The sequence below is a fragment of the Vibrio sp. B1ASS3 genome (assembly GCF_905175355.1).
Lineage (GTDB): Bacteria > Pseudomonadota > Gammaproteobacteria > Enterobacterales > Vibrionaceae > Vibrio > Vibrio owensii.
In genome coordinates this window covers 201,742-227,544 of record NZ_HG992743.1, presented here as the reverse complement: position 1 = coordinate 227,544, position 25,803 = coordinate 201,742, and the positions used below count along the sequence as shown (strand labels likewise).

The following is a 25,803-nucleotide window of genomic DNA, read 5'->3' as shown; positions in this document are numbered from 1 at the left end:
TATGGAGTTTTTCAGTTTCTTAATGAACGATGTCCTATCAGAGCCAGCGGTTCTGGTAGGTCTTATCGCCCTAATCGGCTTAATTGCCCAGAAAAAACCGGTCACCGAGTGTATTAAAGGTACAGTAAAAACCATTCTTGGTTTCATCGTGCTTGGCGCGGGTGCAGGTCTGGTTGTGACTTCTCTGGGTGACTTTGCGACGATTTTCCAACACGCATTTGGCATCACAGGCGTGGTTCCAAACAACGAAGCTATCGTCTCTATCGCGCAAGAAGCGTTTGGTAAAGAGATGGCGATGATCATGTTCTTCGGTATGTTAGTGAACATCTTGATCGCTCGCTTCACGCCATGGAAATTCATCTTCCTAACGGGTCACCACACACTATTTATGTCGATGATGGTAGCAGCAATCCTTGCTTCTAGCGGCATGAAAGGCGTTCCACTGATCGCGCTTGGCTCTCTAGTTGTGGGCTCTGTGATGGTGTTCTTCCCTGCGATTGCTCACAAGTACATGAAGCAAGTTACAGGTTCTGACGACGTTGCTATTGGTCACTTCTCTACCCTTTCTTACGTACTAGCGGGCTTTATTGGCAGCAAGTTCGGTAACAAAGAACACTCTACTGAAGAGATGAACGTACCTAAGAGCTTGTTGTTCCTACGTGATACGCCAGTGGCAATCTCGTTCACCATGGGCATCATCTTTATGGTGACATGTATCTTCGCTGGCGGCGACTTTGTACGCGAAGTCAGCGGTGGTAAGCACTGGTTCATGTTCGCGCTGATGCAATCCATCACATTCGCCGGTGGTGTGTACGTTATCCTTCAAGGTGTACGTATGGTTATCGCAGAAATCGTTCCAGCGTTTAAAGGCATCTCAGACAAACTAGTACCAAACGCAAAACCTGCGCTTGATTGTCCGGTTGTATTCCCATACGCACCAAATGCGGTATTGGTTGGCTTCCTATCGAGCTTTGCGGCGGGTCTTTTGGGTATGTTCCTACTTTACGTGATGGGTCTTACTGTGATTATCCCAGGCGTCGTTCCGCACTTCTTTGTGGGTGCTGCTGCAGGTGTATTTGGTAACGCTACAGGTGGTCGTCGCGGTGCAATCTTGGGTGCTTTTGCACAAGGTCTACTGATTACCTTCCTACCAGTATTCCTAATGCCAGTACTTGGTGACCTAGGCTTTGCTAACACAACCTTTAGTGACGCAGACTTCGGCGCTGTTGGTATCTTACTGGGTCTGATTGTTCGCTAAGTGGTTAGCTTGAATATGATTAGCTGAGAACTGGCTTGATTGATGCGCGAATAGGCTCATCGGCATCAATCCTAGAAAATCTATAGTCATAGCAAATGACTGACTTTAGAAGAAACCAGTTATAGAAAGTAATCATAGAAAGAAAACAAACGCCCCTCACGTGAGGGGCGTTTTTCTTTTTTGGCACTATCTTAAGAAAGCTTGGCTTATTGAAGCGTAGTTCCGTTAGATAGCAGCTTTCTTGTCGGCTCTTGCTCGGTGTATTCGACCGCATCGTGAGCGGCGAGCTTATCGACTTCCGCCCGTTCACCCACCACAACCAACACGTGTTGTTTCACCAGAGCGTCGACCACTTCAATGTTGTGCTGACGAAGAAGCGCTCTCACTTCGCTCTCTTTCCCTTCATGATACTTAACAAAGTAGCGTGCAGGTTGCTGCTCGGCTTGATCTTGGCGTTCATCCACGAGAGGAAATCCTTGATTGTTTGCCAAGCTGCTTGAGCTCAGTCCGATTGCCAATAGTGCGGTAGCGCCTACCGCAGACAAAGAAAGTAAGGTCAACTTCTTCATAGTCACTCCTTATTGAAAGGTCAGAGTCCAACTGTTGATGGTGCCTGTGTCTCTTCTGGCATTGTCCACCGCTTTAAGTTCCCATGTGCCTTGCGATTCAAAACCAGAGAAGTCCGCTTGGAAACTGGTTTTAATGTCGTTCGCACCACCACCCGCATTGTCGTGCAGTACTACTTGACCACCATCTGGTGACGTTAGCGTGACACGAAGATCGCCAATGTAGGTGTGAGTGATATCCAAGTCGATAGTCACTGAACCTGCATCGCCAGAGCGAGCCACATCTAATGGGCTTACGATACCTGCAGAGCTGTTGTCAGGAATCGCTACTGCATTCGAGTTGGTGTAGCTAGAAGGTGCAGAACCGCCGCCTGATGAATCACCCGAGCCGTTGTGCGCTGCTACAAGAGAAACACCAGAGTACGCGCTGTAGCCGTAAACCAATACTTCATATTGCCCTGCGCCAGATACGTTCAAGCTACAGCTTTCGCCATTACCGCCCGCCCATGAACGACAATCGTAAGTGCTGGTGCTTGGTGTGCCGTTAAAGCGCACGTAAAGGTCAGCATCACCAGAACCACCACTCATGTTGAATGTCGCTTGCGTTGCATCCGCAGGGACGTCAAACACGAATACTGTGCTTGATTTGCTGCCGCCAGAAAGCTGCGTTTTCGCCACGCCATTTTCTAGAACGTTGTCGTTGCCAGAGCCGCCGCCATCCGGACCATTACAGCCTGCGTCTAGGTATTGTTTCGCAGCCTCAGCATTCACAAGACCATGACCAGTGCGGTTATCACGACCTGTTACGTCGATGTCCGTTGCTGTCTTGATCAGTGCGTTACGTACTTGTGCTGCGGTACAGGTTGGATGGTAACTCCACACTAAACCTGCAACACCAGTTACGTGCGGCGTCGCCATCGAAGTACCGTTGTAGTACTCGTAGTCTTCACCCTTGGTGGTCGATACCGTGATGTCTTGACCAACGTAGCCCAACAGCTCCTGACCGAAAGCACGATCAACCGTTACAGACACAATACGCGCCGCGTTGTTTTGATCGACAAGGAAAGGATTCTGCAAGCCCGGTAGCTCAGAGTTACTGTACACAATCGCCGCACTTGCGCCTGCGTTGTAACACGCTTGAACAGCATCGATTTCTGGGTAGTTGCCTGATGATTGGTTACCCACACGCTCGGTCAAACAGATCTTGCCAGACATATCGCCACAGCTGAAGCTGCTACCAGATACATCACAGCTTGCCAGTGTCGCCGTGATAGAACCGGCTACTGGATCAGGACCGTAACTGCCACCCGATTGGATCAAGCGGTTGTGAGGAACGATGCCACGATCGAACTGGCTAACACCGTTCAAGCGAATGTCTGAAAGCTTACCCTCACCCACTGTCACCGTAGATAGAATCGCTACGCCCGGACCTGCGATTTCAACTTGGTCTGTCGCTTGAGAGAACGCCGCGTGATCACGCTTATCATCCACTGCCGCAACGGACATAACTGAATCGTAAGATGCTGGGTAGCTGTGCGCAGTATTACCATCGTTACCCGCAGCGGCAATCAGCAGCACGCCTTGGTCGTAAATGGTTTGCAACGCGTTTTTCTCTGTCACACTCGACTGGCTACCACCAAGGCTCATGTTGACGACGTTCGCGCCGTTGTCAGCACAAGTTTGTACCGCTTTCACCAAGCTGGATGAATAGCCCCAACCCGCTTCATTGAACACCTTAACGATGTGCAAATTCACGTTTTGGTTCGGCATAACGCCTTTGATGCCTTCCGTGTTGGCAATCGCGGCAATCGTACCCGCTACGTGTGTACCGTGAGCGTTGTTGTTCCCCGGAACACTCCAAGAGCCGGTACCGCTGTCGTTTGTGCCCGACACTCGGTTACCACTCAGATCGTTGTGCGCCAAATCGTAACCCGAGTCGATGATACACACGGTGCGATTCCCTGCATTCGAGTCATCCAAAAGCTGAGCGTTCACCGCCTCGTAGCCCCATGGGATAGTCTCGCTTAACAGATAACGCGGTGGGTCAATTTCAACGTATTCCACATCGCTGCGGTTACGTAATTGCCCCAACTCCGAGTCTTCCATCTCCACGCTGTAGATCGCGCGATTTCCTAGCTTCTCCACTTTACGCGCTTTGAGCTGATCTAAGACCGACTCTTGCGCGATACGTGGTCCCCAGAATGAGTTCCCACCCAATGCTGAAGGACTGGACGTATCTTCTTTAAATTTGACGATGTATTTGGTCGGCAAGTTAGATTCGTCGAACCCCGTTAAAGGAGCCGCATGCGCTGACATCGAAAATGTCAGTGCTACTGCAACGGCAGACAATGAAAACAAGCCATTTAATTTAGTTGTTGTGTGATGCATTTGCTCTATTCCTTTTCGAGCTGATTTTTATTCACTTTATCCTCATGAAAAATCATAACCCTGACTTATGCATGAGCGATTCAGCTATAGGTTATCGCCTAAAAATGCCAAACAATTTGTTTCATGAATACACAACAATGAACAAAAGATCATCTAAACAAAAGATTTAGTTAACATATAAAAACACCACCAAAACCTTATAAAGCAATTACTTATTAACACAAAAAGTGCATGTTAAATTAATGTTAGTGAGTAATTACTCTAGATTTTATAAAATCTTAGTATTTACCAAATCTATTGAAATACGATTGCGGTACCAAAATTGACAGAATGAATAATTAGATATTTGACTAAGTAGGGTATTTACTCAGAATGAGGGCGTTTAGTGAGATAAATTCTCACTTAAATCATGACGATAATCATCATAGAGAGTGAATCATGAATAAGACCATTACGTTACTTAGTGCATTATTACTACCACTGAGTTTGGCTCACGCCGACGAGCCATCCCTGACTCCTGAAATGGTAAGCGCCTCGCAAGTCAGAAGTGCACAAGCGAAACAAACCTACACTTATGTTCGCTGTTGGTACCGCACCAGTTATTCAGAAGACGAGCCTGCGACAGATTGGGAATGGGCCGAGAATCCTGACGGCAGTTACTTCACAATTGACGGCTATTGGTGGAGTGCTGTTTCTTTCAAAAACATGTTTTACACCGACACGCCACAAGGCATCATCAAAGAGCGTTGTGAGCAGACCCTAGATCTGGCGAATGAAAACGCTGACATCACCTTCTTTGCTGCCGATAACCGTTTCTCCTACAACCACACCATCTGGAGCAACGATCCAGTCATGCAGCCCGATCAAATCAACAAGGTCGTGGCGCTGGGTGACAGTTTGTCGGATACAGGCAACATCTTTAACGCATCACAATGGCGATTCCCAAACCCAAATAGCTGGTTCTTAGGGCATTTCTCTAACGGGTTTGTATGGACAGAGTACATTGCTCAAGCCAAGAACCTACCGCTCTACAACTGGGCTGTAGGCGGAGCAGCAGGTGAAAACCAATACATCGCTCTGACGGGAGTGGGTGAACAAGTTTCATCTTACTTGGCGTATGCGAAACTGGCCAAAAACTACAAACCTGCCAATACTTTATTTACGCTTGAGTTTGGTTTGAATGACTTCATGAACTACAACCGTAGCGTGCCAGAAGTTAAATCAGACTACGCGGAAGCGTTGATCAAACTGACCGATGCGGGTGCGAAGAACTTGTTGTTGATGACGTTGCCAGACGCCACTCGTGCGCCGCAGTTTACCTACTCAACTCAAGAGGAAATCGACAAGATCCGTGCGAAGATCGTCGAGATGAACGAGTTCATCAAATCGCAAGCGGCGTACTACACAGCGCAAGGCTACAACATCACTCTGTATGATACCCATGCCCTGTTTGAAAGCTTAACAGCGAACCCAGAGCAACACGGCTTCGTTAATGCGAGCCAAGCTTGCCAAGACATCAACCGCTCGTCTTCTGCAGATTACTTGTATCACCATGCGCTGCGCTCAGAATGTGCTTCTTCTGGCTCTGACAAGTTTGTGTTCTGGGATGTGACTCACCCAACTACCGCCACCCATCGCTACGTAGCTGAGAAGATGCTAGAAAGCAGCAACCAACTATCGAACCATCCGTTCTAATTCTAGAACCCGAGGTACAGATAAGAAAAAGGCTGACGTTATGTCAGCCTTTATTGCTTTTGAATCCTGTTTATCTCGAAGCTTTGCCTCGTTCAGCGACCTTTATCGGTGCAGAATCGCTACCGCTTTGGTGGTCTTCTCTAAATTCTCTTCCGCTTGATCTGGAATCTTACTCGCGATGGTCGCATACAAGCTGTCGATCATGGCAAGTTTGACCAAGCGCGCGATGCCGTTTTTACCCAGCAATGGCTCTGGCGATGCCGGCGCGTAAAGCGGGTAATCGGAAAGCTGGGATAACTCAGCGTGGAAGTTGTTGGTGATAGAGATGATCGTCGCACCAGATTGCTTCGCAAGACGGACAGCATCCATCAAATCAACGGTTTGACCTGAATGCGATACCACCAGCACTACGTCTTTTTCACTCAGCACGCTAGCCGACATCAACATTAAGTGACGGTCACGAGGCACCGAGGCGCGAATACCAAAACGCAAAAGCTTGTGCTGGAAATCTTCACAGATGATGTTCGAACCACCCGCTGCGTACAACTCAATGTTACGCGCGTTAATGATGGCCTCGGCAGCAGCGCTCACCATGTTGGCATCCACAAAGTTGAGGATTTCCGTCAAGGCATTGATGGAGTTTTGCAGCACCTTAGTGACGATCTGCTCGCAAGAATCATCCGGCTGAAGTTGCTCACTTGGCGCGTAAGAATCTGAGTGATGATGGGCGTTTAACGCGTCTTTAAGCTGTTTAAAACCACTGAAGCCAAGCTTCTTTGACACCTTAACGATCAACGCCGTTGACACACCCAACCGCTCCGCCACTTCTTTAATTGAAGTCGACTTCTGCATGAAGTGAGGCTTGAGAAAGTTTTCCGCAATGGATTGTTCGGTACGCGTGAGTGAAGGCATACGCATACGAATATTGGGAATTACTTGATTGACATCCACGGACAATATCATTCCTTGTGAAACAGTCGGATCATTATACATAGCTACCGCTCTCTCGTCATGGTAACTGCACTTGCAGTTACGGTTATGCCTTTAATTGCCAATGCGTTGCCGTGACTGCGCTTTCGCTCTCAATCACAAAGCCCACACCTTGTGCGTTTTGGCCGAAGAAGCGTGATGTCGACACCGCCTCACCTTGGTTAATAAATACTTCCACACATGAATGGTCGCGAAGAATTTGTAGATGACGAACCTCACCTTGCCACTGCTTTGATTCCCACTCACCCGTTTTCAGATTTCGGCGGATTGTTGCTAGCCCTTGTGGCGTCACTTGCAACTTCAAATCGGCGGCAACATCGATCGTCAGCTGTGCCGGAACATCTTCAATCAGCAGCTCAGAAGACAATCCATAAAAACGCAGTGATTGGTTGGTAAAGCTTTGTAGTTGCGAACGCAAAGATTCGAGTTCTGCACTTGGTTTTTGCAGTAAGCGTCCGTCTTGAAGAATCAGCTCTCGCGGGCAAGTCATTTGGTGAATCCAACCAAACTTTATCGTAGGTTGATAAGATTCGAACTCATCTGGTTTCCCCATCCACCCAAAGAGAATGCGACGGCCTTGTTCATCTTCAAACGTCTGTGGCGCGTAAAAGTCGAAACCATGATCCATCAATACGCCTTCGCCATGTTCAAAGCTCGCAGTTGGGTAATCAAGCTGACCGAGATGATAGGTCACATCAAAGGTTTCCACTTTACGACCGTCCACTTCTAACCAGTTTTTCGGACAAGTGATCAGGGCGTATTGGTCACCAATTGGGAAAAGATCTGGGCATTCCAACATAAAGTCATCACTTTGATGTTGATTGCAGCCATCACCAAATACTTCACCAAAAAACTGCCATTGTTTTCGGTCTGATGAACGGTACAACAGCACTTTGCCTTTGTAATCGAGAGCTTCTGCACCCAGCACCATGTAGTACTCACCATCGTGCAACCATACTTTTGGATCGCGCACATGGCCGCTGTAGCCTTGTGGTAAGTCGAGCACAATGCCTTGCTTCTCTACCTGTTTGCCCGCCTCTAACGTAGCTCGGCATTGGTAAGCGGTTCGGCTACCTTGTTCGAATTTCACGTTGCCGGTGTAAAACAGTTCCAGCGCACCATCCACCACCAAGCCGGAGCCAGAATAACAGCCGTGCGTTTCGTAGTTTTCTGTTGGTGCTAACGCCAAAGGTTGATGCTGCCAGTGAATAAGATCTTTACTGGTGGCGTGTCCCCATGCTTTCGCGCCATGCGCACACGCTTTTGGATTCCATTGATAAAACAGGTGATATTCACCCGCAAAGTGCGCCAAGCCGTTTGGGTCGTTCAATAAACCAAATTGCGGCGCAAAGTGCCAAGTCGGACGGTAAGGGTCTTCTTGCGGTTTTGCCATCTGATTTAAGGCAATCGCCAACACGTCGTTAATGTAGGTTTGTTCTGCTGTCATGGTAAGCCTAATTAAAATCTAGAAACAGGAATCCCCCTGAAGTCAGGGGGATGAAAACACAAGGGATTACTTGTCTTGCAACATCTTGTCTGAGTAACCAAATAGGTAAGTCAGAGTAAATGCCGTACCAATAGCAATTAAGTTCACCGCTAGATAACCCAGCATTTGACCATTCAAGTAGAGCAGCGCTCCTGGAATGACCGTGATGGCCATGCCTGTTGCTTTCAAACCAAATACCGTTGCGAAGAAGCCGCCAACTGCACCGCCAATCAAGCCCATGATGAATGGTTTGAAGAAGCGAAGGTTCACACCGTATAGCGCTGGCTCAGTGATACCCAAGAATGCAGATAGTGTTGATGGCATTGCCAGAGCTTTGAGTTTCTTGTCTTTAGTTTTCACACCTACCGCAAGACAAGCAGCACCTTGTGCAGCGATTGCAGCGGTAATGATTGCGTTGAATTCGTTTGCGCCAGTGTTGGTCAGCAATTGAATCTCAAGCAGGTTGAAGATGTGGTGAACACCCGTCATCACAACGATTTGTTGTAGACCACCAATCAAGATACCGCTCAGACCCAGTGGCAGATCCAGCATGAACTGTGCGCCTTGCAGAATAATAAGTTCTAACCAGTGGAAGATAGGGCCAATTACAAATAGAGAAGCCGTAATCATCACCAATAGCGTTAGGAATGGCGTTACTACTAAGTCCAACGCTTCTGGTACGAAGTTACGAATACGGCGCTCTAGTTTTGCTCCCAACATACCGGCAATAAAGGCAGGGATGACCGAACCTTGGTAGCCAAGCACGGGAATAAAGCCAAAGAACATGATTGGATCAAGCTCACCAGACGCCACAGACCATGCATTTGGCAGCGCTGGCGACACCAGCATCATACCCAAAATCAGACCAATTAAAGGAGAACCACCAAACACGCGCGCCGCCGACCACGCGATCAATGCTGGTAGGAAAATGAAGGCAGTATCCGTCAGAATTTGAGTATAAAGAATGAAGTTTTGCGGAATGGTTTCTGGCGTTAGACCAAACAAGCCTAAGATCTCTGGCTGCATGAACAAGCCACGCAAACCCATAAACAAACCTGTCGCAACAAGCGCTGGAATGATTGGCACGAAAACATCACCAAACGTACGAATTGCACGTTGGAAAGCCGTCCCTTGTTTTTCAACCGCTTTACGTTGTTCATCTTTCGAAGCTGTCTTCAGCTTTAAGTTCTCAAACGCTTCAAAGACTCGGTTCACCGTTCCGGTGCCGAAAATAATTTGGTATTGGCCGCTGTTAAAAAATGCGCCTTTTACCTTGTCGGTGCCTTCGATGCGTTTCTTATCAATTTTGTTTTCATCGGCAACCATTACGCGTAATCGAGTGGCACAGTGAGCGACAGAGACAATGTTTTCTTCTCCGCCTAACGAGCCCACCAACTCTTCTGCAATCATCGTGTAAGACATATTCAAACCTGTTTCGTGATTAATGGATTAACTGCCTATTAAGCTATCAATAAGTCATAGACTCTGCCTCTACCGAGATCACAAAAATAAACTTTCTGTGAATTTTTTATTTATGTGAATTTTATTGTGAACTTTTATTTATTTTAAATACAATAACTTAAATAACTTCCGGTGAGTTTTAATTAAATTCGCCGTTTACAGTTGTAATTTTATTTGTAAACTTTAAGGCAAATCTGAACGCTTAAGAGTTACGAATATGAAAATTGCTATCGGTTGTGATCACGTAGGGATCGAACATAAAGAATTGGTTATCAAACACTTAGAAAGTAAAGGTATTGAAGTGATTGATTTCGGCACGCATTCAGCAGAGCGTACTGACTACCCTCAATACGGTTTAGCCGTCGCGAAAGCGGTAACAAGTGGCGATGCAGACCAAGGTCTTTTGATTTGCGGTACAGGCGTTGGCATTTCGCTAGCAGCAAACAAAGTTCCGGGCATTCGCGCAGTCGTTTGTAGCGACCCATACACGGCGCAGCTATCTAAACAGCATAACAACACCAACATCCTTGCGTTCGGCTCTCGCGTTATTGGCATTGAGCTAGCAAAAATGATCATCGATAGCTGGTTAGAAGCAAAGTTCGAAGGTGGTCGTCATCAGAACCGTGTAAACCAAATTGCAGAAATTGAGGAGCGATAAGATGGCTAAGTTTTGTCCTTCAATGATGTGTGTCGACTTCTCTAAGTTGGCAAGCGAGCTGAAAGAGCTAGAAAAAGCGAACGTCGATATGCTGCATATTGATGTGATGGACGGTCACTTTGTACCAAACTTCGCGCTTGGCCCAGAAGACATCAAAGCGATTCGTAACCTAACGGACATCGAATACGATGTGCACCTAATGTTGTCGGACCCAGACCAGTTCATCGACTTGTTTGCAGCACTGGGCCCTAAACTGATGTACATCCACGCAGAAGCACCACCGCATCTGCATCGTTCACTCGGTAACATCCAAGCGAAAGGCATTAAATCCGGTTTAGCAATCAACCCGGGCACACCACTGAGCGCGATTGAAGACGTACTGGATGTGACGGACGTGATTTTGGTGATGTCGGTAAACCCTGGTTTTGCAGGACAAGCCTTTATTCCGAATGCTTACAACCGCATCGAGCGTATTATCGAAATGATCGAAGCGAAAGGCACCAACACTAAGATCGCCATCGACGGCGCGATCAGCCCAGAAGTAATTGAACGTCTGAGCGACAAAGTGGAGTACTTTATTCTTGGTACTGCGGGTCTGTTCGGTAAACCAAAGAGCTACGCAGACACCATGCAAGACCTACGCGCCCTTGGCGAAAAAGCGGTCGCTTAACCCCCCCAACTATCTTTTCTTAGTTTATCCCCGAGTGCTTGGCTTCTGGTGCGCTCGGGGATTTTTTGTCAAAACAGGCGTACATTCCATCTAGCGTATACACTTATTTCTACTCAATAAATTCAGAGTCGAGGTTGGTGTGAAGGGAATGATAAAGCCGATGTTTGCCCGCAGCTTGCGTTGCTTAACCGCTGTGTTATTATTGCTGATTTCCTTTGTCACCGTCGCGCAAACCCTACCCGAAACCGATTTTCTGAAAAGCGAAATCGCACGCTTGAACGCGGAGTCACCAAAAAACGATACGCTGATTGGTCAGTACGAAACTCTACTCAATCAAATTACAGGGTTCGACGCGCAGAAAGCATCGCGTGACGATTACCGAAAAATCATTAGCCAGTTCCCCTTGCAGCGAGAGCGTCTTCTCAAACAAATCGAAGAAGCCGACAAGCTCGACATGTTCAAGGCCAAGCAGCTCAATAGTTACAGCGACCTATCGCAATCCATAGCGTCACTTCAGGCAGCGATGAGTGAATGGCGCACCACTTCACAAGCGAATGCTGAAAAGACCAAACAACTCAACGCAGCAAGAACCTCCCTCCCCGTCTCTTTGGCTCAATTGAATCAACAAATCGAGCAAGCCTCATTGGTCAAAAGTGAAAACGGCGCAGAAATAGAACAATGGTTAGAGACCGCGAATCTCACCTACCTTAAGTTACAAAAAGAGGTGATGACAGCTGAACTACAAAGTTTGGATGAACGCACAGAGCTTGTGCGATTAGAACAGCAATTGTTGGCGAAGAAGCTTCAGTTAGCCTCTCCCATGCTGATTGCACTGCAAGACAAGCTCACCCGAGTTGAACAAGAATCGGTAAGAGGTTTGATTGCCGAAGCGCGAGAACTAAGCGCGAAGGCCGATGAATCTGATGTGGAGAAACAACGACTCATTGAGCAGCTTCGTCAGTACACGTTAGAGCTAGAACAAGTGTTGGTAGAAATCGACCAAGCACGCATTGCTGGGCAAAAGTTTGAATCAGAGCGCCGGAGCTTGTCGGAAGAACAGCGCCTAATCAAAGAAAACCTCTCATGGCTGCGAGACAGCACCGCATTTGGCGCCTCGATTCGCGCTCAGCTGCAGCGTTTGCCAAACCAAATTCAAAACAAGACCATTCCCGATGAGATCGCCAATGCTCACATCCGCAAATACGAAATCAGTCAGTTGCTGGATGATTTTGCGCTTGAAGATGCCGTTCGTGCAACGCAATCCAATGCCAAAACTCCAGACCGTTTAGAAACCTTATCACACGAGTTAGTTGAACAGCTCTCACAAGATTATGAAAAACTCATTATCGCCTTGGGAAAACTGCAACTGACCATCAACCAGTACGCCATCGAAGTCGAAAATGCGCGAGCATTCTTACGTGAACAACAACTTTGGACACGCAGTAATGTGCCTTTCTGGCAGCACCTAACTGACTTCGATAAAGAGATTTGGTTTGGCACCAAAACCCCATTGAAAACCCTGCAAGATGAGGTCAATCCTGACCAACTCAAAATGGTGGGTGGTGCGTTTGTTTTCTACACCTTGGTGTTGTTTTATCTGGGGCGTCGTTTCGTTCGTCGTACGACTCGACTTCGTCATGAATACAAAAAGGTGTTTGGCCACCCGCTCAAGGACCGCTTCCAAAACAGTATTTCACTGCTGTTTATGGCGATGTGTCGAGCCGTGATTCTGCCACTTTGGTATGCCATCACCGCAGCGGCACTGTTCTGGCTGTGGCCTGCTCCCAACGCAACCGAATCCAAAATGCTGATTGTTGCCAGCGCTTCTGCCTTGTTTGTGATCGAATTGATTTATGCCATGAGTTCGAAAAAAGGCCTGTTGGAGCTGCACCTAAATTGGCCAGAACGCATTTGTGATTATGTTCATAAGCAGAGTAACCGCCTGCGTTTTCCGTTTGCCCTCTTCCTCTTGCTGATCTTCTTTGCAGAATTGGTTGCCGGTGACCAAGAAGCAGAAATATCTCGCCTGTTCTTCCTGATGCTAATGGTCGGCATGACAATGGTGTATGGCGCTTTACTTAAATCTGATCGCATCCCATCGACACTGCCTGTCCCGCTCAATCGCGGACTTGGATTGTTGCTGCTTAAAGTGATGATCCTCGGCTCCTTCATTGCCATCATCATTATGGCGTTGATGGGTTTGTACATTGCTGCATGGCTGTTGCTCATTTACCAGCAACTCACCCTGTTTGTCGTGCTTGGCGTCTTGTTTACGTATCAGCTTGGCGAGCGCTGGCTCAAACTCGAACACCGTCAACTTAATTACCAACGCCTACTGGCGCGCCGTGAAGAATTAATTGCTCAGCAACAAGAGCAAGCAGACGAGCCACCTGAAATTGCCGAACTCAGAGAAAACTTCCCGGAAGTGGAAGAGCAAGGCTTGGGTAGCGAGCAGATCAGCGAACAATCCATGACACTGTTGCGCGGTTTATCCTTGATTGGTTTGGTAATTGCGGTTCTGACTTTATGGTCGAGTGCGTTAGAGATGACCAGTTGGCTCGATAAAGTGGTGGTGTGGCAAGTCAGTGAAGTGGTCAGCGGCAGTTCGACCTTGGTTGACGTGACGCTACAATCTTTGATTTATGCGCTGATCACCTTGCTAGTTACCTTTGTTGGCGTGCGCAACCTACCGGGTATTCTGGAGCTGCTGATTCTGCGCCGTTTAGAGTTATCTCCTGGCACGGGCTACGCGGTGACCACTTTGCTTCGCTATCTGATTTTGATGACGGGTGTGCTGTCTGCTTTCGCCATTCTTGGCTTTCAGTGGTCGCGCCTACAATGGCTCGTGGCAGCATTTGGTGTTGGCTTAGGCTTCGGTCTACAAGAAATCTTCGCAAACTTTATCTCTGGTTTGATCTTGTTGTTTGAGCGCCCAATTCGTATTGGTGATATCGTCACCATCAATGACCTATCAGGCACAGTGAGTAAAATCCAAACTCGCGCAACCACCATCATCGATTGGGACAATAAAGAGATTGTGGTGCCGAACAAAACCTTCATTACCGAAAAGCTCATCAACTGGTCACTCACCGATTCAATCACTCGTATTGTGATTCCAATTGGCGTGGCGTACGGCTCTGATGTCGAAAAGGTCGAAGAGTTGTTGTATCAAGTAGCGGAAGAGCATCCATTAGTGCTGAACGATCCGTCTCCGTCAGTCTTTTTCTTAGCGTTCGGGGCAAGCAGCTTGGATTTCGAGTTGCGTGTACACATTAACTCCATCGATCACCGCTTATCGACCATTCACATCATCAACAAAAACATCGATAAACTGTTCAAAGAGAACGACATCGAAATCGCCTTCCCACAAATGGATGTGCACGTTCGCGACTGGCCGCAGGATGGTGAGAAAAGCTAAATCTCCTAATTGCACCGCACGGATAAACTGGGTAAGTTGAAAGAAAAACCAGAGGCCAATGTCGTGTTCGATCATCCATTAACTCAACGTGCTCTTGATGTGATTCGCTCGAAATCCGCAGGAGTACCGCAGTCACATCCTTTCGCAGTGACCATCAACTTTCATCCCGATCGAACCACTTCTAAGGGCGAACCGCTGCTTAAAGCAATAGCCCAAGATGGAAAGATCAAATCCCAATTTGAAACTGGTACAAGCAATGGCGGACTGACGGCTTACGAAGGTGGGGAGCGTTGGCGTTGGGAGCAGCGCGTGTTTGATGGTGTGTACGATAATAGCCAACCAAATCAACGCCCAAAGTATGGCGCGTTAAACTTCTCAGGTTCAGAAATTGGCGCTTCACCAAGATTTGGTTCGAGCTACTTCTTATTGAAACCAGAGATCAGCAAACGAGCGACATTCTGTTATCCAGATAGCTTTTTCGAGCCTGAGCACTTCGCGACCATTGAACGCGTTCAACCCTTGTTGGATGAGTTAAACGCACAAGCGCCAGACAGGTTGGACGCCTATATCGAAACTCAAATCCACGGCGATTTGCGCTTAGAGGAAGATATTCAAGCCTTGGTGCTCGACCCTTCATTTAAAGGCACAGAGATAGAAGATTACGCTCGTGAATTGCCAGTTGAAATTCGTTGGCACAGTGGTTTTTGTGTCTCAATAGAAGACATCAATCTTTATCCGGACTACCGAGGACAAACCATTTTAGACATCGCAAATCAAGTTGCAGAAAATGGCATGCTAACGCCACGCATTATTGGTGAAGCGGTAAAAGCAAAAGCGTTTGACGAGCAAGATTTGAAAAAAGTCTGGCACTACTTAGCGCGATTTGGGTTTAATTATCGACAGACTGGGGATTAAAAGCCACCAGCCCATTTGTCGAAATCGTCGATCACGTTAAGCTCTTGTTGAGTACGAGGGCGTGGGTAATACGGTAGAGCAAGTAACTTCTCTGATGGCATTAACAGCCAATCTGGTGACATCTTCATGCGCACCAACTCTTGCTCATCATCACGACGAACAAACATGTAATAGCCATCTGCGTGGGTATTGGCGTAGCTAGCGATTTGCACAATCTCGCCGCTTGGCAGTTTGACTTTGCGTCCCAACGGGTACAAACGATGCAGCGCAAAGCTCACATGTGCATCCTCTAGATAACCCTTTTTGAATCGAGAGATACCAATCGCAGTCGACGTTGTTCGATGAGACCATCCCGCTAGCTTCAAGCCCTTGAGAGAATCTTTGAATGGTTGTCCTTTTGGCTCACCTTCATTGGAGATGAATTGCACCGTTAGCGCGTCACCTTGCTCATCTAAAATCTGCAAGAACTGCTCACCCGTTTTATCTGCCAATAATTTCACGTTACTGCTCCGCCAAAAGGTTTGTGAATGGAATACTATAAAGCCACCATCGCAAAGTTCAAGCTCATCCTCTCAATCCCTTTTCCCGATGATTAATAGTCTCTACAACGAGAATCCTCAGTGCGGGTTCTATAAGCAGCGTTTAGAGACAGACACAAGCAAAAATTGTTAGGGTGGGTTTATCTTTTTTATCGTGGGTTTACCATCACTTTTCGTCAAGCTTGCTATGATGATTTGGTAACCCTTTAAGGAGCAAAGAATGAATCTAAAACGCTATGTTGTGTTGCCTATGATGGCAGCAGCGCTATTTGGCTGTGCTCAACACGAATCCGATGACACCGCAAAAGTAATGACCGTTAATGTAGGTCCAGAACTGGTGGACTGTGTGGGTGTTGGGCCAATGAAATGCATGGTGGTCGATGGTAACTACTTCTATGAGCAAATCGACGGCTTTGAATTTGAATCAGGTTCCGAGTACACCTTAAAAATCAAACGCACTCAGCGATTTACTCCAGAGAATGCACCAGCCGATGCGAGCTTGTATCGATATGAGCTGATTGAAGTGTTAGAGAAGCGATAACCATAACGTTCACCACCCATAGAAAAGGAAGTTTTATGTTTGGAAGTTGGAAACGAAACCGCCAAATTCGTGAGGTCGCAAAGGACATCACGCCAAAACTAGCACTCGAGTATGGTGAGAAAGCAGATTACTCGAAGGAAGAGATCGATTGGGCGCTGAAAGAAAATGGTAAGACAGATGATGCCTTTGCCCTGATCGCATACGGCATGTTGATTAGCCAAGCCGCTTACGTGCCGATGGGCCTAAGCCAAGAGCTAGGTGAACACGCTGAATTTCAATCAGAAGTCTCACTTGCCTTATTTGACCAAGCGACAGATCTTGTGAGCATCAGTGCTTTACTGACTTACGCGGAGATTCAAGACAGCCACAAACAACAGCCCGCTACCGATTCGGATGATTTCGATGCTGATGGAGGAGACGGCGGTGGAGATGGTGGCGGTGAATAGCAATCAAGCCAGCATCTGTGGCAATAAAAAGCGACGCTAAGTCATCTCAATTTTAAACACGAAAAGGCTCATCACGAGCCTTTTAGCTTATCACCTTGAGTAACTTAGTAGCTTCGTTTTGCTTACACCAAGCCTTTCAATTTCGCCAAACCATAAGCGGCAATGGTGACGCAGTCTTTGATTTCACCATCTATCATCATTTGCTCGAACGCTTCAACTGAGAACGAGCGTGTGATCAAGTCTTCTTCTTCACTGTCTAGCTGATTGCCCACTTCGGCTAACTCACTCGCGAAATACACATGGCAAGTCTGGTTTAAGAATCCATAAGCGATGAACTGCGCACCAACGTACTCCATCTTATTGGCCTGCATACCCGTCTCTTCTCGAAGCTCACCTTTTGCTAGCTCAAGATGATCCGCATCTGGATTTGATTCCCAAGCCCCTTGTGGGATTTCCCAACAACGTAGCCCTACGGTGTAACGGAACTGCTGTACTAAGTGAATCACGCCGTTATCGATCGCCAGAATCGCTGCACAGTCTGGCTTGTCGACCACACCGTAGATGCCTTCTGCTCCGCTAGGGCGTTGGATCTTATCTTCACGTACCGTCATCCATTTGTTTTGATACACCACTTTGCTGTCGAGCTGCTTGATGTCTGCCATGAGAGTCCTTACTGCTTGATTCTTCGAAATTAGTGATTGGATTAGAAGCCATTCTAACGCTGTTTGCGTGTCAGTTTGTAGACGGTTTTCAAATTCAACACGCTTATTGGTATTCAATATATCCAATCAAAACAATCATTCATCGCAATGATTACTATGGCGCGAAATGGCAAGTTTTCAGTTCGCGGAACTCATATAGTTAACCCATCGACGCAAAGCATGGCTTTGCAAACTTGTTCATTATTGATTGAGGGTTCTTATGAGCGCATCGGATAAAGTCTACGGTTTCAACACTCCACAACGTCTGTTTGTTGGTTATACCTTGGCGGTATTGGTAGACCTTACGGTACTGAACTTCTATGACGAATATTGGGATTTCGTAACCATTGATTCATTTACGATTTCTTTCGCCGCGGCATTGCTGCTTCAGTTGCTCTTGAAGCTGTCTATCAAAGCGGAACACAAAATCGCAGAGTACTTTAAATCGAAGCCGGGTACGGCACCTAAGATTTACCGTGGTATCTCGACTTACGTTATCTTGGTCGGTTCGAAGTTCGTGATGCTAGAAGCAATTAACATTCTGTTCGGTGACAAGGTTGACTTTAGTGGTCCTTGGAACGGTGTCGTCGCCTTCTTTGCGGTGGTGTTTACTATCCTGATTTCAGAAGTCATCGTCGGTAAGATTTACTTCAAACTTGGCGAGAAAGAACAACAAGCACAACGTGAATTGGCGGAAAACAACGCTAGCTAATAAGCAAGATCGATGAATACAAAAGCAGCATCGATAGAAACAAAAAAGCGCTGAGAAATCAGCGCTTTTTTTGATTATTCGCTCGCTTAAGCCACAAGGATGTTCTTAAGCTCGTTCAACGATTCCACCGTGTAGCTTGGTGCAATGCGCTCATCCACACTTGCGCCTGTGGTGTTCAACCAACACGTTTCAATGCCAAAGTTGTTGCCCCCCAAGATATCAGAGTGCAGGTTGTCACCCACCATCAATACGCGCGTCTTACATGGGTTGCCCATTTGCGTCATCGCGTATTCAAAAATACCCAGATCCGGCTTAGCAATACCAACTTGCTCAGAAATCACCACGTGCTCGAAGTAATCGCTCATACCTGTGCGTTCTAGGCGAATCGCTTGCAGCTCGGTAAAACCATTGGTGATGATGCCCATTTTGGCTTTACCTTGCAGCGCTTCCATCAACTCTTTCGCACCCGGCAACAAAGTACAGATGTCTGCCATCGCTTCTAGGAATGCAGTGTTGAGATCCGCCGTTGTGGTGTTGAGCTTTGCTGCCCACTCAGTAAAGCGTTTGTGCTTGAGCTCATCTGCCGTCACTTTGCCATCTTGGTAATCTACCCAAAGTGGCTTGTTGACCGTTTGGTAGTGGGCAAAATCTTGCTCGGTAAAATCTACGCCTTTGCGAGAAAACATCAGCTGCAAACCTTTGAAGGCATCAAAGTGAAACAAGGTTTCGTCAGCGTCAAACAAGATCCAATCGTATTTCATTTTCTTCTTTCCAATATCCAGGTCGTTTTCTGCCGCATAGTCTAATTGTTTTCTTCTTGAAGATAATCTCTATAATTGGAAAATGATTGTATCGTTTTTCTCAACAATAAAATTAATAATAGATAACCCAATAACCTAGGAGCACGCCGTGAATGCCATTGCGTCATTGCCAGTATTTGTCGCTGTCGTAGAATGCGGCAGCTTTTCCCTTGCCGCCAAGCAGTTAAACCTGACTAAATCGGCGATAAGCAAACGCATCAACCAACTCGAAGATGACCTCGGTATTCGCTTGATCAATCGCACCACAAGAAAGCTCAGCCTAACCGAAGCTGGACGTCGATACTTCGAGTACGCTTCACAAGCAGTCAACTTAGCTCAACAAGGTGTCGATGCCGTTTCTGAGTTGCAAGGTTCACCGCAAGGTCGGCTCAAAATCACTGCACCGATGTCTTTCGGTGTTTTGCACGTTGCGCCACTTATCAGCGAATTTCTCGCACGTTACCCGAAAATTGAGGTGGATTTACAGCTAGAAGACGCCATGGTGGATTTGGTCGAACAAGGCTTTGATTTGGGGATTCGCATTGGTGAACTTGCAACTTCTAACCTTGTCGCTAAACGCCTTGCTCCGTGTAAAAGCGTACTGTGCGCCTCTCCCGAATACCTAGAAGAGTTTGGCGTACCAACCAAACCAAGCGATTTAGTGACGCACAACTGTTTGCGTTATTCGTATTTCCGAGGCGGGGTCGAATGGATGTTCATTAACAGCGGCAACGAATACAAGGTACTGCCGAAGGGCAACTTTGTGGTCAACAACAGCGAAGCAATTCGCCAACTGTTATTAAGAGGCTCTGGCATCGCGCAATTACCGACTTTCATCGCCGCGAAAGACTTTGCAGCCGGTAACTTAAAACCGCTGATGGAAGAGTTCTCTCTCCCTGAGCATGCCATCTATGCGGTGTTTCCAGAGCGCAAACATATGCCATTGAAAGTACGTGTGTTCATCGACTTCATCAGCGAAAAGCTCGGCACTGATACACCGTATTGGGATCGCTACTGATCTATTGATGTTGCGACCTCCCTCAGCACAAGCACAGCAATGAAACTGAGGGAGATAATCTGCTAGGTACAGAATTTTTTAGAATTGTATTCACCTAGAGCGTTTCGGCGATAAAACTTCTCCACCCGCCAGTATGGGTAATGTCCGTTGAGCCATCGACAGCGATGGGCTCACAAATGAAGCCCTTCACCCATTGGCCAGAGTCTAACTCGACATTACCTAACCCTAGCGGGTGTGGAATTTGTTCAAGCAATGTTCCAATATGGCGTTTCGGTATTCGCCAAATTTCGACTTCAATCCTCTTACCTTGCTCTGGCATTCTTACCAAGCCCGGTCTTAATGGTGGCCCACCAGCAAGACAATAAAGCGCGTAGTTTTCAGACGTTGTAGTTCGTAGCTTGAAATTCGCCCCTAGATCAATCAACTGATGATTTAGCGTTAAGTCTTTCATGTGCGCCCCGCACACCAGCAGATCTACACTATCAAGATTAGCAAGCTGAATTTGAGTCGCACCAAGAGGCAAGTTCATCATGGTTTGCCACTCACAAGCCAAGTTGATTAAGGTTTCATCTTGATACGCCTGAGCAAACAAAGTCACGCCAAATGGCAGCCCTTCATCAATGAATCCAGCGGGTATCGCAATGGCGCTGTAATCCAACAAGTTCATGAAGTTAGTGTAATAACCAAGGTTGGTATTGAGTGCAATAGGGTCGTTATTGACCTCATCAATCTTGTAGATGGTGCCTGCCGTTGGGGTAAGAACAACATCAATGTCATCCATCAACTGATCACACTGTACTTTGTATTCTTGAAGTTGGTAGATGGCTTTAAAGGTTTCTGCTGCAGAGAGCGTTTTTGCTCCACCGACAATCTTTTGAATCACATCCAAACAGTTTTCTTCATTACTCTCAAAGAACTCTTGTATCGCGGCATAGCGCTCCGCAACCCAAGGACCGTGATAGAGTAAATCTGCAGCTTGGATAAATGGCTTAAGATCAAACGGAATCACCTCGGCACCCAATGCTTCCAAGCGAGCTACGGCCTGAGCATAAAGCTTGCGATACTCATCATTACCGAAGAACTTCAATTGCGCTTCGTTTGGAACACCAACCCGAACACCTGCAAATGTTTTCGGGTCGTCAAAGCTTCGCCCAATAGAACATCGTGAAAAGCAATCCTTCTCATCGTATTTAGCAGCGACTTGATACAGTGCACTGAGATCCTCTGCACTCTTTGCAAAGAAAGTTACGCAGTCCAAGGTTCGACAGGCAGGAACAACGCCACTGCAACTCAACAAACCCTTACTCGGCTTTAGACCGTATAGGTTATTAAATGCAGCAGGAACGCGCCCGGAGCCTGCTGTGTCAGTCCCTAACGAAAAGTAGACTTGGTTAGTCGCCACAGAAACCGCACTACCCGAGCTTGAGCCGCCCGAAATATAACTTGGGTCGAAGCTGTTTTTCACTGCCCCCCAAGGGCTGCGAGTACCAACTAAGCCTGTCGCGAACTGATCCATATTGGCTTTTCCAAGTGGTACAGCCCCCGCTTTTATCAGCAGTTCAACAACAAATGCGGATTCAGAAGGTTGATAGCGGTATGCTTCACAACCCGCTGTCGTTTCTAATCCGGCGAGATCAATATTGTCTTTAATGGCGAAAGGAACACCAAACAGAGGTAAGTCGTGGCTGCCCTTTTCCGTTAGGTAATTTAGAAAAACATCCAGTTGTTCATCTGAAATCACTGAAATCCAAGAGTTAAACTCATCCTCTCGCACTTGCTGAAGTTTTTCAGTTAGAAACGCTTTAACGTCGAGTTCTTCAGAGCGATAAGCCTCTAGCAAACCACAAATCGTTAAAGGGGCTGATTGAGAGAGATTTGATACGGTTGAATCATTCATATTTCTATCCTTAGAACCGTTATGCGGCACACGTGTTTACAACAAGGAGTGGCTCACCAGCATGAACTTGCGCGCCGGCATCATGACAAATGGAATCGACAACACCAGACACACTTGCTGTCACTTCTAGTTCCATCTTCATGGCTTCAAGTATCATCACGACCTCGTTTTCTTTAACGATCTGTCCCGGCTCAACAAGCACTTGCCAAATATTGCCTGCAACATGGCTTTCTATCGCCTCTTGCCCTTCTGCGAGTTCCGTTTTCACAGATGATTGCTCGATTTCTGTCGCTACAAAGTTCGCTTGTCCTGACTCTTCCCAGCGTTGACGCTCTTCTTCAAAAGCCTTCTGCTGACGCGTTTTGCTTACATTGATCTCATCAGCATGTTCATCGAGAAAAGCTTGATAATCTGAGAGTGAAAATTCAGTCTGTTCAATTTTCACTGGATAATGACCTTGTGGGTGTTTCTCACGAATATCGAGGAGCTCTTCTGCACTGACTTCATAGAACTTAATCTGATCAAAAAATCGCAACAGCCAAGGTTTAGTGAAAGCTTCTGTTAGGCGGTAGCGGTTCCACATTTGCAAGGTGCGCCCGACAAATTGATATCCTCCCGGCCCTTCCATGCCATAGACACACATATATGCACCACCAATCCCCACCGCATTTTCCGGTGTCCAAGTACGAGCTGGATTGTATTTTGTTGTGACCAAGCGATGTCGAGGATCCATCGGTGTTGCCACTGGAGCTCCAAGATAAACGTCCCCAAGTCCCATGACTAAGTAGCTGGCATCAAAGACGATTTTCTTTACGTCCTCGACAGAATCGAGGCCATTGATACGGCGGATAAACTCAATATTATCAGGGCACCAAGGCGCATCTTTACGAACCACTTCATCGTATTTTCGAATCGCAAGTCGTGTTGCTTCGTCGTCCCAAGAAAGCGGTAAATGCACGATTCGGGCAGGCACCAATAACTGGTCAATGTTATCTAACCCAGCTTCAATCGCTTCTAACTCTGCTAGTAACTGCTCTCTCGGTAACACAAGGTTATCGTAGTGAATCTGCAGGGACCGAATCCCCGGAGTGAGCTCTTCAACGCCCACAATTTGCTTCTGCTGCAACTTGATCATGAGGGCATGAACACGAAAGCGAAGACGGATATCCAACACTTGAGGGCCATATTCGACCAATAAGTAATCTTCGCCACTTGGACGATAAATAACCTCTTCGCCATAGCGGTCAGCTGGAATGGTTTTGATGACCGGTGAGATAGGTTCGACTTTTTGCAGTGCTAGCTCGCTGATCACGCCCGTTTCAATCTGAGCCAGTTGCACGCGCTCCGCATGTTCTGCGTCTTCCACCAACACCGGAATAAAACGAATTTTGTCACCCGCCTTGAGTTGTCCCATTTTCCATAGGTCTGCTTTTATGATGGTCGCAGGACAAACGAAGCCACCTAAGCTTGGGCCATCAGGCCCCAGAATGACTGGCATATCCCCAGTAAAATCAATCGTGCCAACCGCATACGCATTGTCATGGATATTGGAGGGATGTAGACCTGCTTCGCCACCATCAGAGCGCGCCCAATTTGGTTTCGGTCCGATTAGGCGAACGCCAGTACGACTGGAGTTAAAGTGCACTTTCCATTCTGCGTCAAAGAAGCTGTCGATATCCTGTTGGGTGAAATAGTCCGGTGCTCCATGTGGGCCGTAAATCACCCTAATTTGCCACTCACCATCGAATTCGGTTTGTGTTATCGCGTCTAGCTTTGGTTCTGCCTGTGACACTTCTCTATTGATGTGCAAAACATCACCAGCCACAAGTGCTCGCCCAGCGTGACCACCAAACTGCCCAAGGGTAAATGTTGAACGACTGCCAAGGTATTCTGGACAATCTATTCCTCCATGCACCGCCAGATAAGTTCTAGCTCCATCAAGTACCTTGCCCAGCTTTAACACTTGTCCCGCTTCCACTTTTACTCGGGTTTTCATTTCGATTTGCTGACCATCCAGTGAAGCTTCTATCTTTGCTCCAGTCAGCGCGATAAACGTGGCCTGATTGAATCTTAGCGTTGGACCAGACACTATGATCTCTAGCCCTGCCGCTGACTCAAGGTTTCCAACAAGGCAGTTCGCTAAACGGAAGTTTAATGAGTCCATGGGGCCCGACGGTGGTACACCAATATCCCAATAACCGGTACGTGCAGGGTAATCTTGAATCGTGGTTTGCGTCCCGCCACTGAGCACATCAAAAGTATGAGGTTGGAATTCAAAACTGTTTAAAGATTGAGTCAGCACTTCGCCCTTTTTGACTAACTCACTATCGAGTAGTTGGCTCAGATAAGCTTGGTTGTGCTCAATGCCATAAACAACGCTGTTATCTAGGCCGCGTTTAAGCTCTGCTAGTGCGGTCTCTCGGTCTTTCGCATGAACGATGACTTTAGCAAGCATAGGGTCAAAGAACGGAGAGACTTCCACCCCGGCCTCAATCCAATGTTCGATGCGTAAGTTATCTTGCTTCGCCCAGTTCACATGGCTCAATAGACCAGCACAAGGTTGGAAATTTTTATTGGCGTCTTCTGCATAGAGTCGAACTTGAATAGCATGGCCTTTTGATTCTAGGTTTGTGCCTGCTTTTTCCAGATCGAATGCCTCTGCACCTTGTCGAATCATCCATTCGACCAGATCAACATCAAACACCTCTTCCGTTACACCATGCTCGACTTGCAGCCGTGTGTTCACTTCCAAAAAGTAGAACGCTTGGGTTTGTTGGTCCAACACAAACTCGACCGTACCCGCGTTTCGATAGTTCACCTTGCTAGCAAGACGAATTGCCGTGTTCTGGAGCTCTGTTCGGATACTTTCGCTCAAGTTCGGAGCTGGCGTTTCTTCGATGACTTTTTGGTTTCGTCGCTGAGCTGAGCAATCTCGCTCTCCGAGTGCAACCACATGTCCGCGTCCATCACCAAAAATCTGCACCTCGATGTGACGAGCTTGCTGGATAAACTTTTCGACAAACACACCGTCACTACTGAAGTTGTTTGCGCTAAGCCGCTTTACGCTATCGAAAGCTTCCGTCAGTTCGTCACTAGAAAAGCAACATTGCATGCCTATGCCACCACCACCAGCAGTACTTTTCAGCATCACTGGATAACCAATCTGTTCTGCCGCGATAAGTGCTTGTTGTTTGTCACTGAGAAGCTCCGTCCCGGGAAGCAACGGAACCTTCGCTTGTGTTGCAATACGGCGAGCTGAATGCTTCAAGCCAAACGCTCGCATTTGTTCCGCGGTAGGTCCTAAAAAGACCAACCCTTCTTGTTCACAACGTTCTACAAATTCTGGGTTTTCACTAAGAAAGCCGTAGCCGGGATGAATGGCTTCCGCACCCGCCTGTTTGGCGATAGAGATAATCTTTTCTTGATCGAGATAGGTTTCCGATGCTCCACCCTTTCCAAGTGAGAAAGCTTGGTCTGCATCGACAACATGTAGGCTTTGCGCATCGGCCTCACTGTAAACGGCGACACTTCCAATATTGAGTTGTTTTAATGTACGAATTACACGGCAGGCAATGGCACCACGGTTAGCAATTAACACCTTACTAAACATAATTTTGTCCCTAAAATCCGGGTCGTCCCGGAAG

At 47.2% G+C, this 25,803-nt stretch carries 20 protein-coding genes; 10 read left to right on the top strand and 10 right to left on the bottom strand.

Translation table 11 applies throughout. The features are described 5' to 3' along the window. Position 1 precedes the first annotated feature (1 nt). On the top strand, positions 2–1,258 hold the full coding sequence (locus KJB05_RS19450; RefSeq protein ID WP_005384349.1) for a PTS ascorbate transporter subunit IIC: 1,257 nt from the start codon (positions 2–4) through the stop codon (positions 1,256–1,258). A 206-nt stretch (positions 1,259–1,464) separates the two neighbouring features. Here the strand turns inward: KJB05_RS19450 and KJB05_RS19445 are convergent, their stop codons facing one another. Next, positions 1,465–1,827 (bottom strand): ATPase, encoded by a 363-nt coding sequence (locus KJB05_RS19445; RefSeq protein WP_199454076.1) that lies wholly within the window; start codon positions 1,825–1,827, stop codon positions 1,465–1,467. Positions 1,828–1,836: 9 nt separating this feature from the next. Beyond that, entirely contained in the window at positions 1,837–4,212 is a 2,376-nt protein-coding gene (locus tag KJB05_RS19440) for a S8 family serine peptidase (protein ID WP_050907009.1), read from the bottom strand. Positions 4,213–4,647: 435 nt separating this feature from the next. Here KJB05_RS19440 and KJB05_RS19435 point away from each other — a divergent pair, with 435 nt between their 5' ends. Beyond that, entirely contained in the window at positions 4,648–5,907 is a 1,260-nt protein-coding gene (locus KJB05_RS19435) for an SGNH/GDSL hydrolase family protein (RefSeq protein ID WP_208444055.1), read from the top strand. A gap of 102 nt (positions 5,908–6,009) precedes the next feature. On the opposite strand, the gene KJB05_RS19430 is transcribed toward KJB05_RS19435, so the two are convergent. The 3 genes from KJB05_RS19430 to KJB05_RS19420 all read right to left on the bottom strand — a co-directional run bounded on the left by KJB05_RS19430 (position 6,010) and on the right by KJB05_RS19420 (position 9,805). Beyond that, entirely contained in the window at positions 6,010–6,858 is an 849-nt protein-coding gene (locus KJB05_RS19430; protein ID WP_009705064.1) for an SIS domain-containing protein, read from the bottom strand. A gap of 85 nt (positions 6,859–6,943) precedes the next feature. Further along, entirely contained in the window at positions 6,944–8,344 is a 1,401-nt protein-coding gene (locus KJB05_RS19425) for a sucrose-6-phosphate hydrolase (protein ID WP_208444006.1), read from the bottom strand. 66 nt (positions 8,345–8,410) lie between these two features. Next, positions 8,411–9,805 carry a sucrose-specific PTS transporter subunit IIBC gene (locus KJB05_RS19420; protein WP_005442341.1) on the bottom strand — a complete coding sequence of 465 codons (1,395 nt, stop codon included), beginning with the start codon at positions 9,803–9,805 and terminating at the stop codon, positions 8,411–8,413. A gap of 256 nt (positions 9,806–10,061) precedes the next feature. Between KJB05_RS19420 and rpiB the strand changes: the two genes are divergently transcribed. The 4 genes from rpiB (at position 10,062) to KJB05_RS19400 (ending at position 15,505) form a co-directional block, all read left to right on the top strand. Beyond that, on the top strand, positions 10,062–10,502 hold the full coding sequence (rpiB, locus tag KJB05_RS19415; protein ID WP_005442339.1) for a ribose 5-phosphate isomerase B: 441 nt from the start codon (positions 10,062–10,064) through the stop codon (positions 10,500–10,502). Position 10,503: 1 nt separating this feature from the next. Continuing rightward, complete coding sequence (rpe, locus tag KJB05_RS19410) at positions 10,504–11,172, top strand: ribulose-phosphate 3-epimerase (RefSeq protein ID WP_009705067.1); 669 nt, start codon at positions 10,504–10,506, stop codon at positions 11,170–11,172. A gap of 148 nt (positions 11,173–11,320) precedes the next feature. After that, positions 11,321–14,590, top strand: coding sequence for a mechanosensitive ion channel domain-containing protein (locus KJB05_RS19405; RefSeq protein ID WP_244142872.1), 3,270 nt, complete (start codon positions 11,321–11,323; stop codon positions 14,588–14,590). A 63-nt stretch (positions 14,591–14,653) separates the two neighbouring features. After that, on the top strand, positions 14,654–15,505 hold the full coding sequence (locus tag KJB05_RS19400) for a DUF3626 domain-containing protein (RefSeq protein ID WP_208444057.1): 852 nt from the start codon (positions 14,654–14,656) through the stop codon (positions 15,503–15,505). Here the strand turns inward: KJB05_RS19400 and KJB05_RS19395 are convergent. Then, on the bottom strand, positions 15,502–16,005 hold the full coding sequence (locus KJB05_RS19395; RefSeq protein WP_009705070.1) for a hypothetical protein: 504 nt from the start codon (positions 16,003–16,005) through the stop codon (positions 15,502–15,504). The genes KJB05_RS19400 and KJB05_RS19395 overlap by 4 nt on opposite strands. Before the next feature lie 259 nt (positions 16,006–16,264). On the opposite strand from KJB05_RS19395, the gene KJB05_RS19390 reads away from it, so the two are divergent. Both KJB05_RS19390 and KJB05_RS19385 read left to right on the top strand, forming a co-directional pair. Continuing rightward, positions 16,265–16,585 (top strand): DUF4377 domain-containing protein, encoded by a 321-nt coding sequence (locus KJB05_RS19390; protein WP_208444007.1) that lies wholly within the window; start codon positions 16,265–16,267, stop codon positions 16,583–16,585. A gap of 35 nt (positions 16,586–16,620) precedes the next feature. Beyond that, a complete protein-coding gene (locus KJB05_RS19385) occupies positions 16,621–17,031 on the top strand; it encodes a hypothetical protein (protein ID WP_208444008.1) in 411 nt (136 codons plus the stop codon). 122 nt (positions 17,032–17,153) lie between these two features. On the opposite strand, the gene KJB05_RS19380 is transcribed toward KJB05_RS19385, so the two are convergent. After that, on the bottom strand, positions 17,154–17,693 hold the full coding sequence (locus KJB05_RS19380) for an NUDIX hydrolase (protein ID WP_171370708.1): 540 nt from the start codon (positions 17,691–17,693) through the stop codon (positions 17,154–17,156). A 259-nt stretch (positions 17,694–17,952) separates the two neighbouring features. On the opposite strand from KJB05_RS19380, the gene KJB05_RS19375 reads away from it, so the two are divergent. Further along, positions 17,953–18,444, top strand: a complete 492-nt coding sequence (locus KJB05_RS19375; RefSeq protein WP_005442324.1) for a hypothetical protein — start codon at positions 17,953–17,955, stop codon at positions 18,442–18,444. A gap of 86 nt (positions 18,445–18,530) precedes the next feature. On the opposite strand, the gene yjjG is transcribed toward KJB05_RS19375, so the two are convergent. Further along, on the bottom strand, positions 18,531–19,205 hold the full coding sequence (gene yjjG, locus KJB05_RS19370; RefSeq protein ID WP_208444009.1) for a pyrimidine 5'-nucleotidase: 675 nt from the start codon (positions 19,203–19,205) through the stop codon (positions 18,531–18,533). 148 nt (positions 19,206–19,353) lie between these two features. Here yjjG and KJB05_RS19365 point away from each other — a divergent pair, with 148 nt between their 5' ends. Beyond that, positions 19,354–20,262, top strand: a complete 909-nt coding sequence (locus KJB05_RS19365; RefSeq protein WP_050913267.1) for a LysR family transcriptional regulator — start codon at positions 19,354–19,356, stop codon at positions 20,260–20,262. Between the two features lie 94 nt (positions 20,263–20,356). Here the strand turns inward: KJB05_RS19365 and atzF are convergent, their stop codons facing one another. Beyond that, on the bottom strand, positions 20,357–22,159 hold the full coding sequence (gene atzF, locus KJB05_RS19360) for an allophanate hydrolase (protein WP_208444010.1): 1,803 nt from the start codon (positions 22,157–22,159) through the stop codon (positions 20,357–20,359). Positions 22,160–22,178: 19 nt separating this feature from the next. Beyond that, positions 22,179–25,769 (bottom strand): urea carboxylase, encoded by a 3,591-nt coding sequence (uca, locus tag KJB05_RS19355; protein ID WP_208444011.1) that lies wholly within the window; start codon positions 25,767–25,769, stop codon positions 22,179–22,181. Between the last annotated feature and the right edge of the window lie 34 nt (positions 25,770–25,803).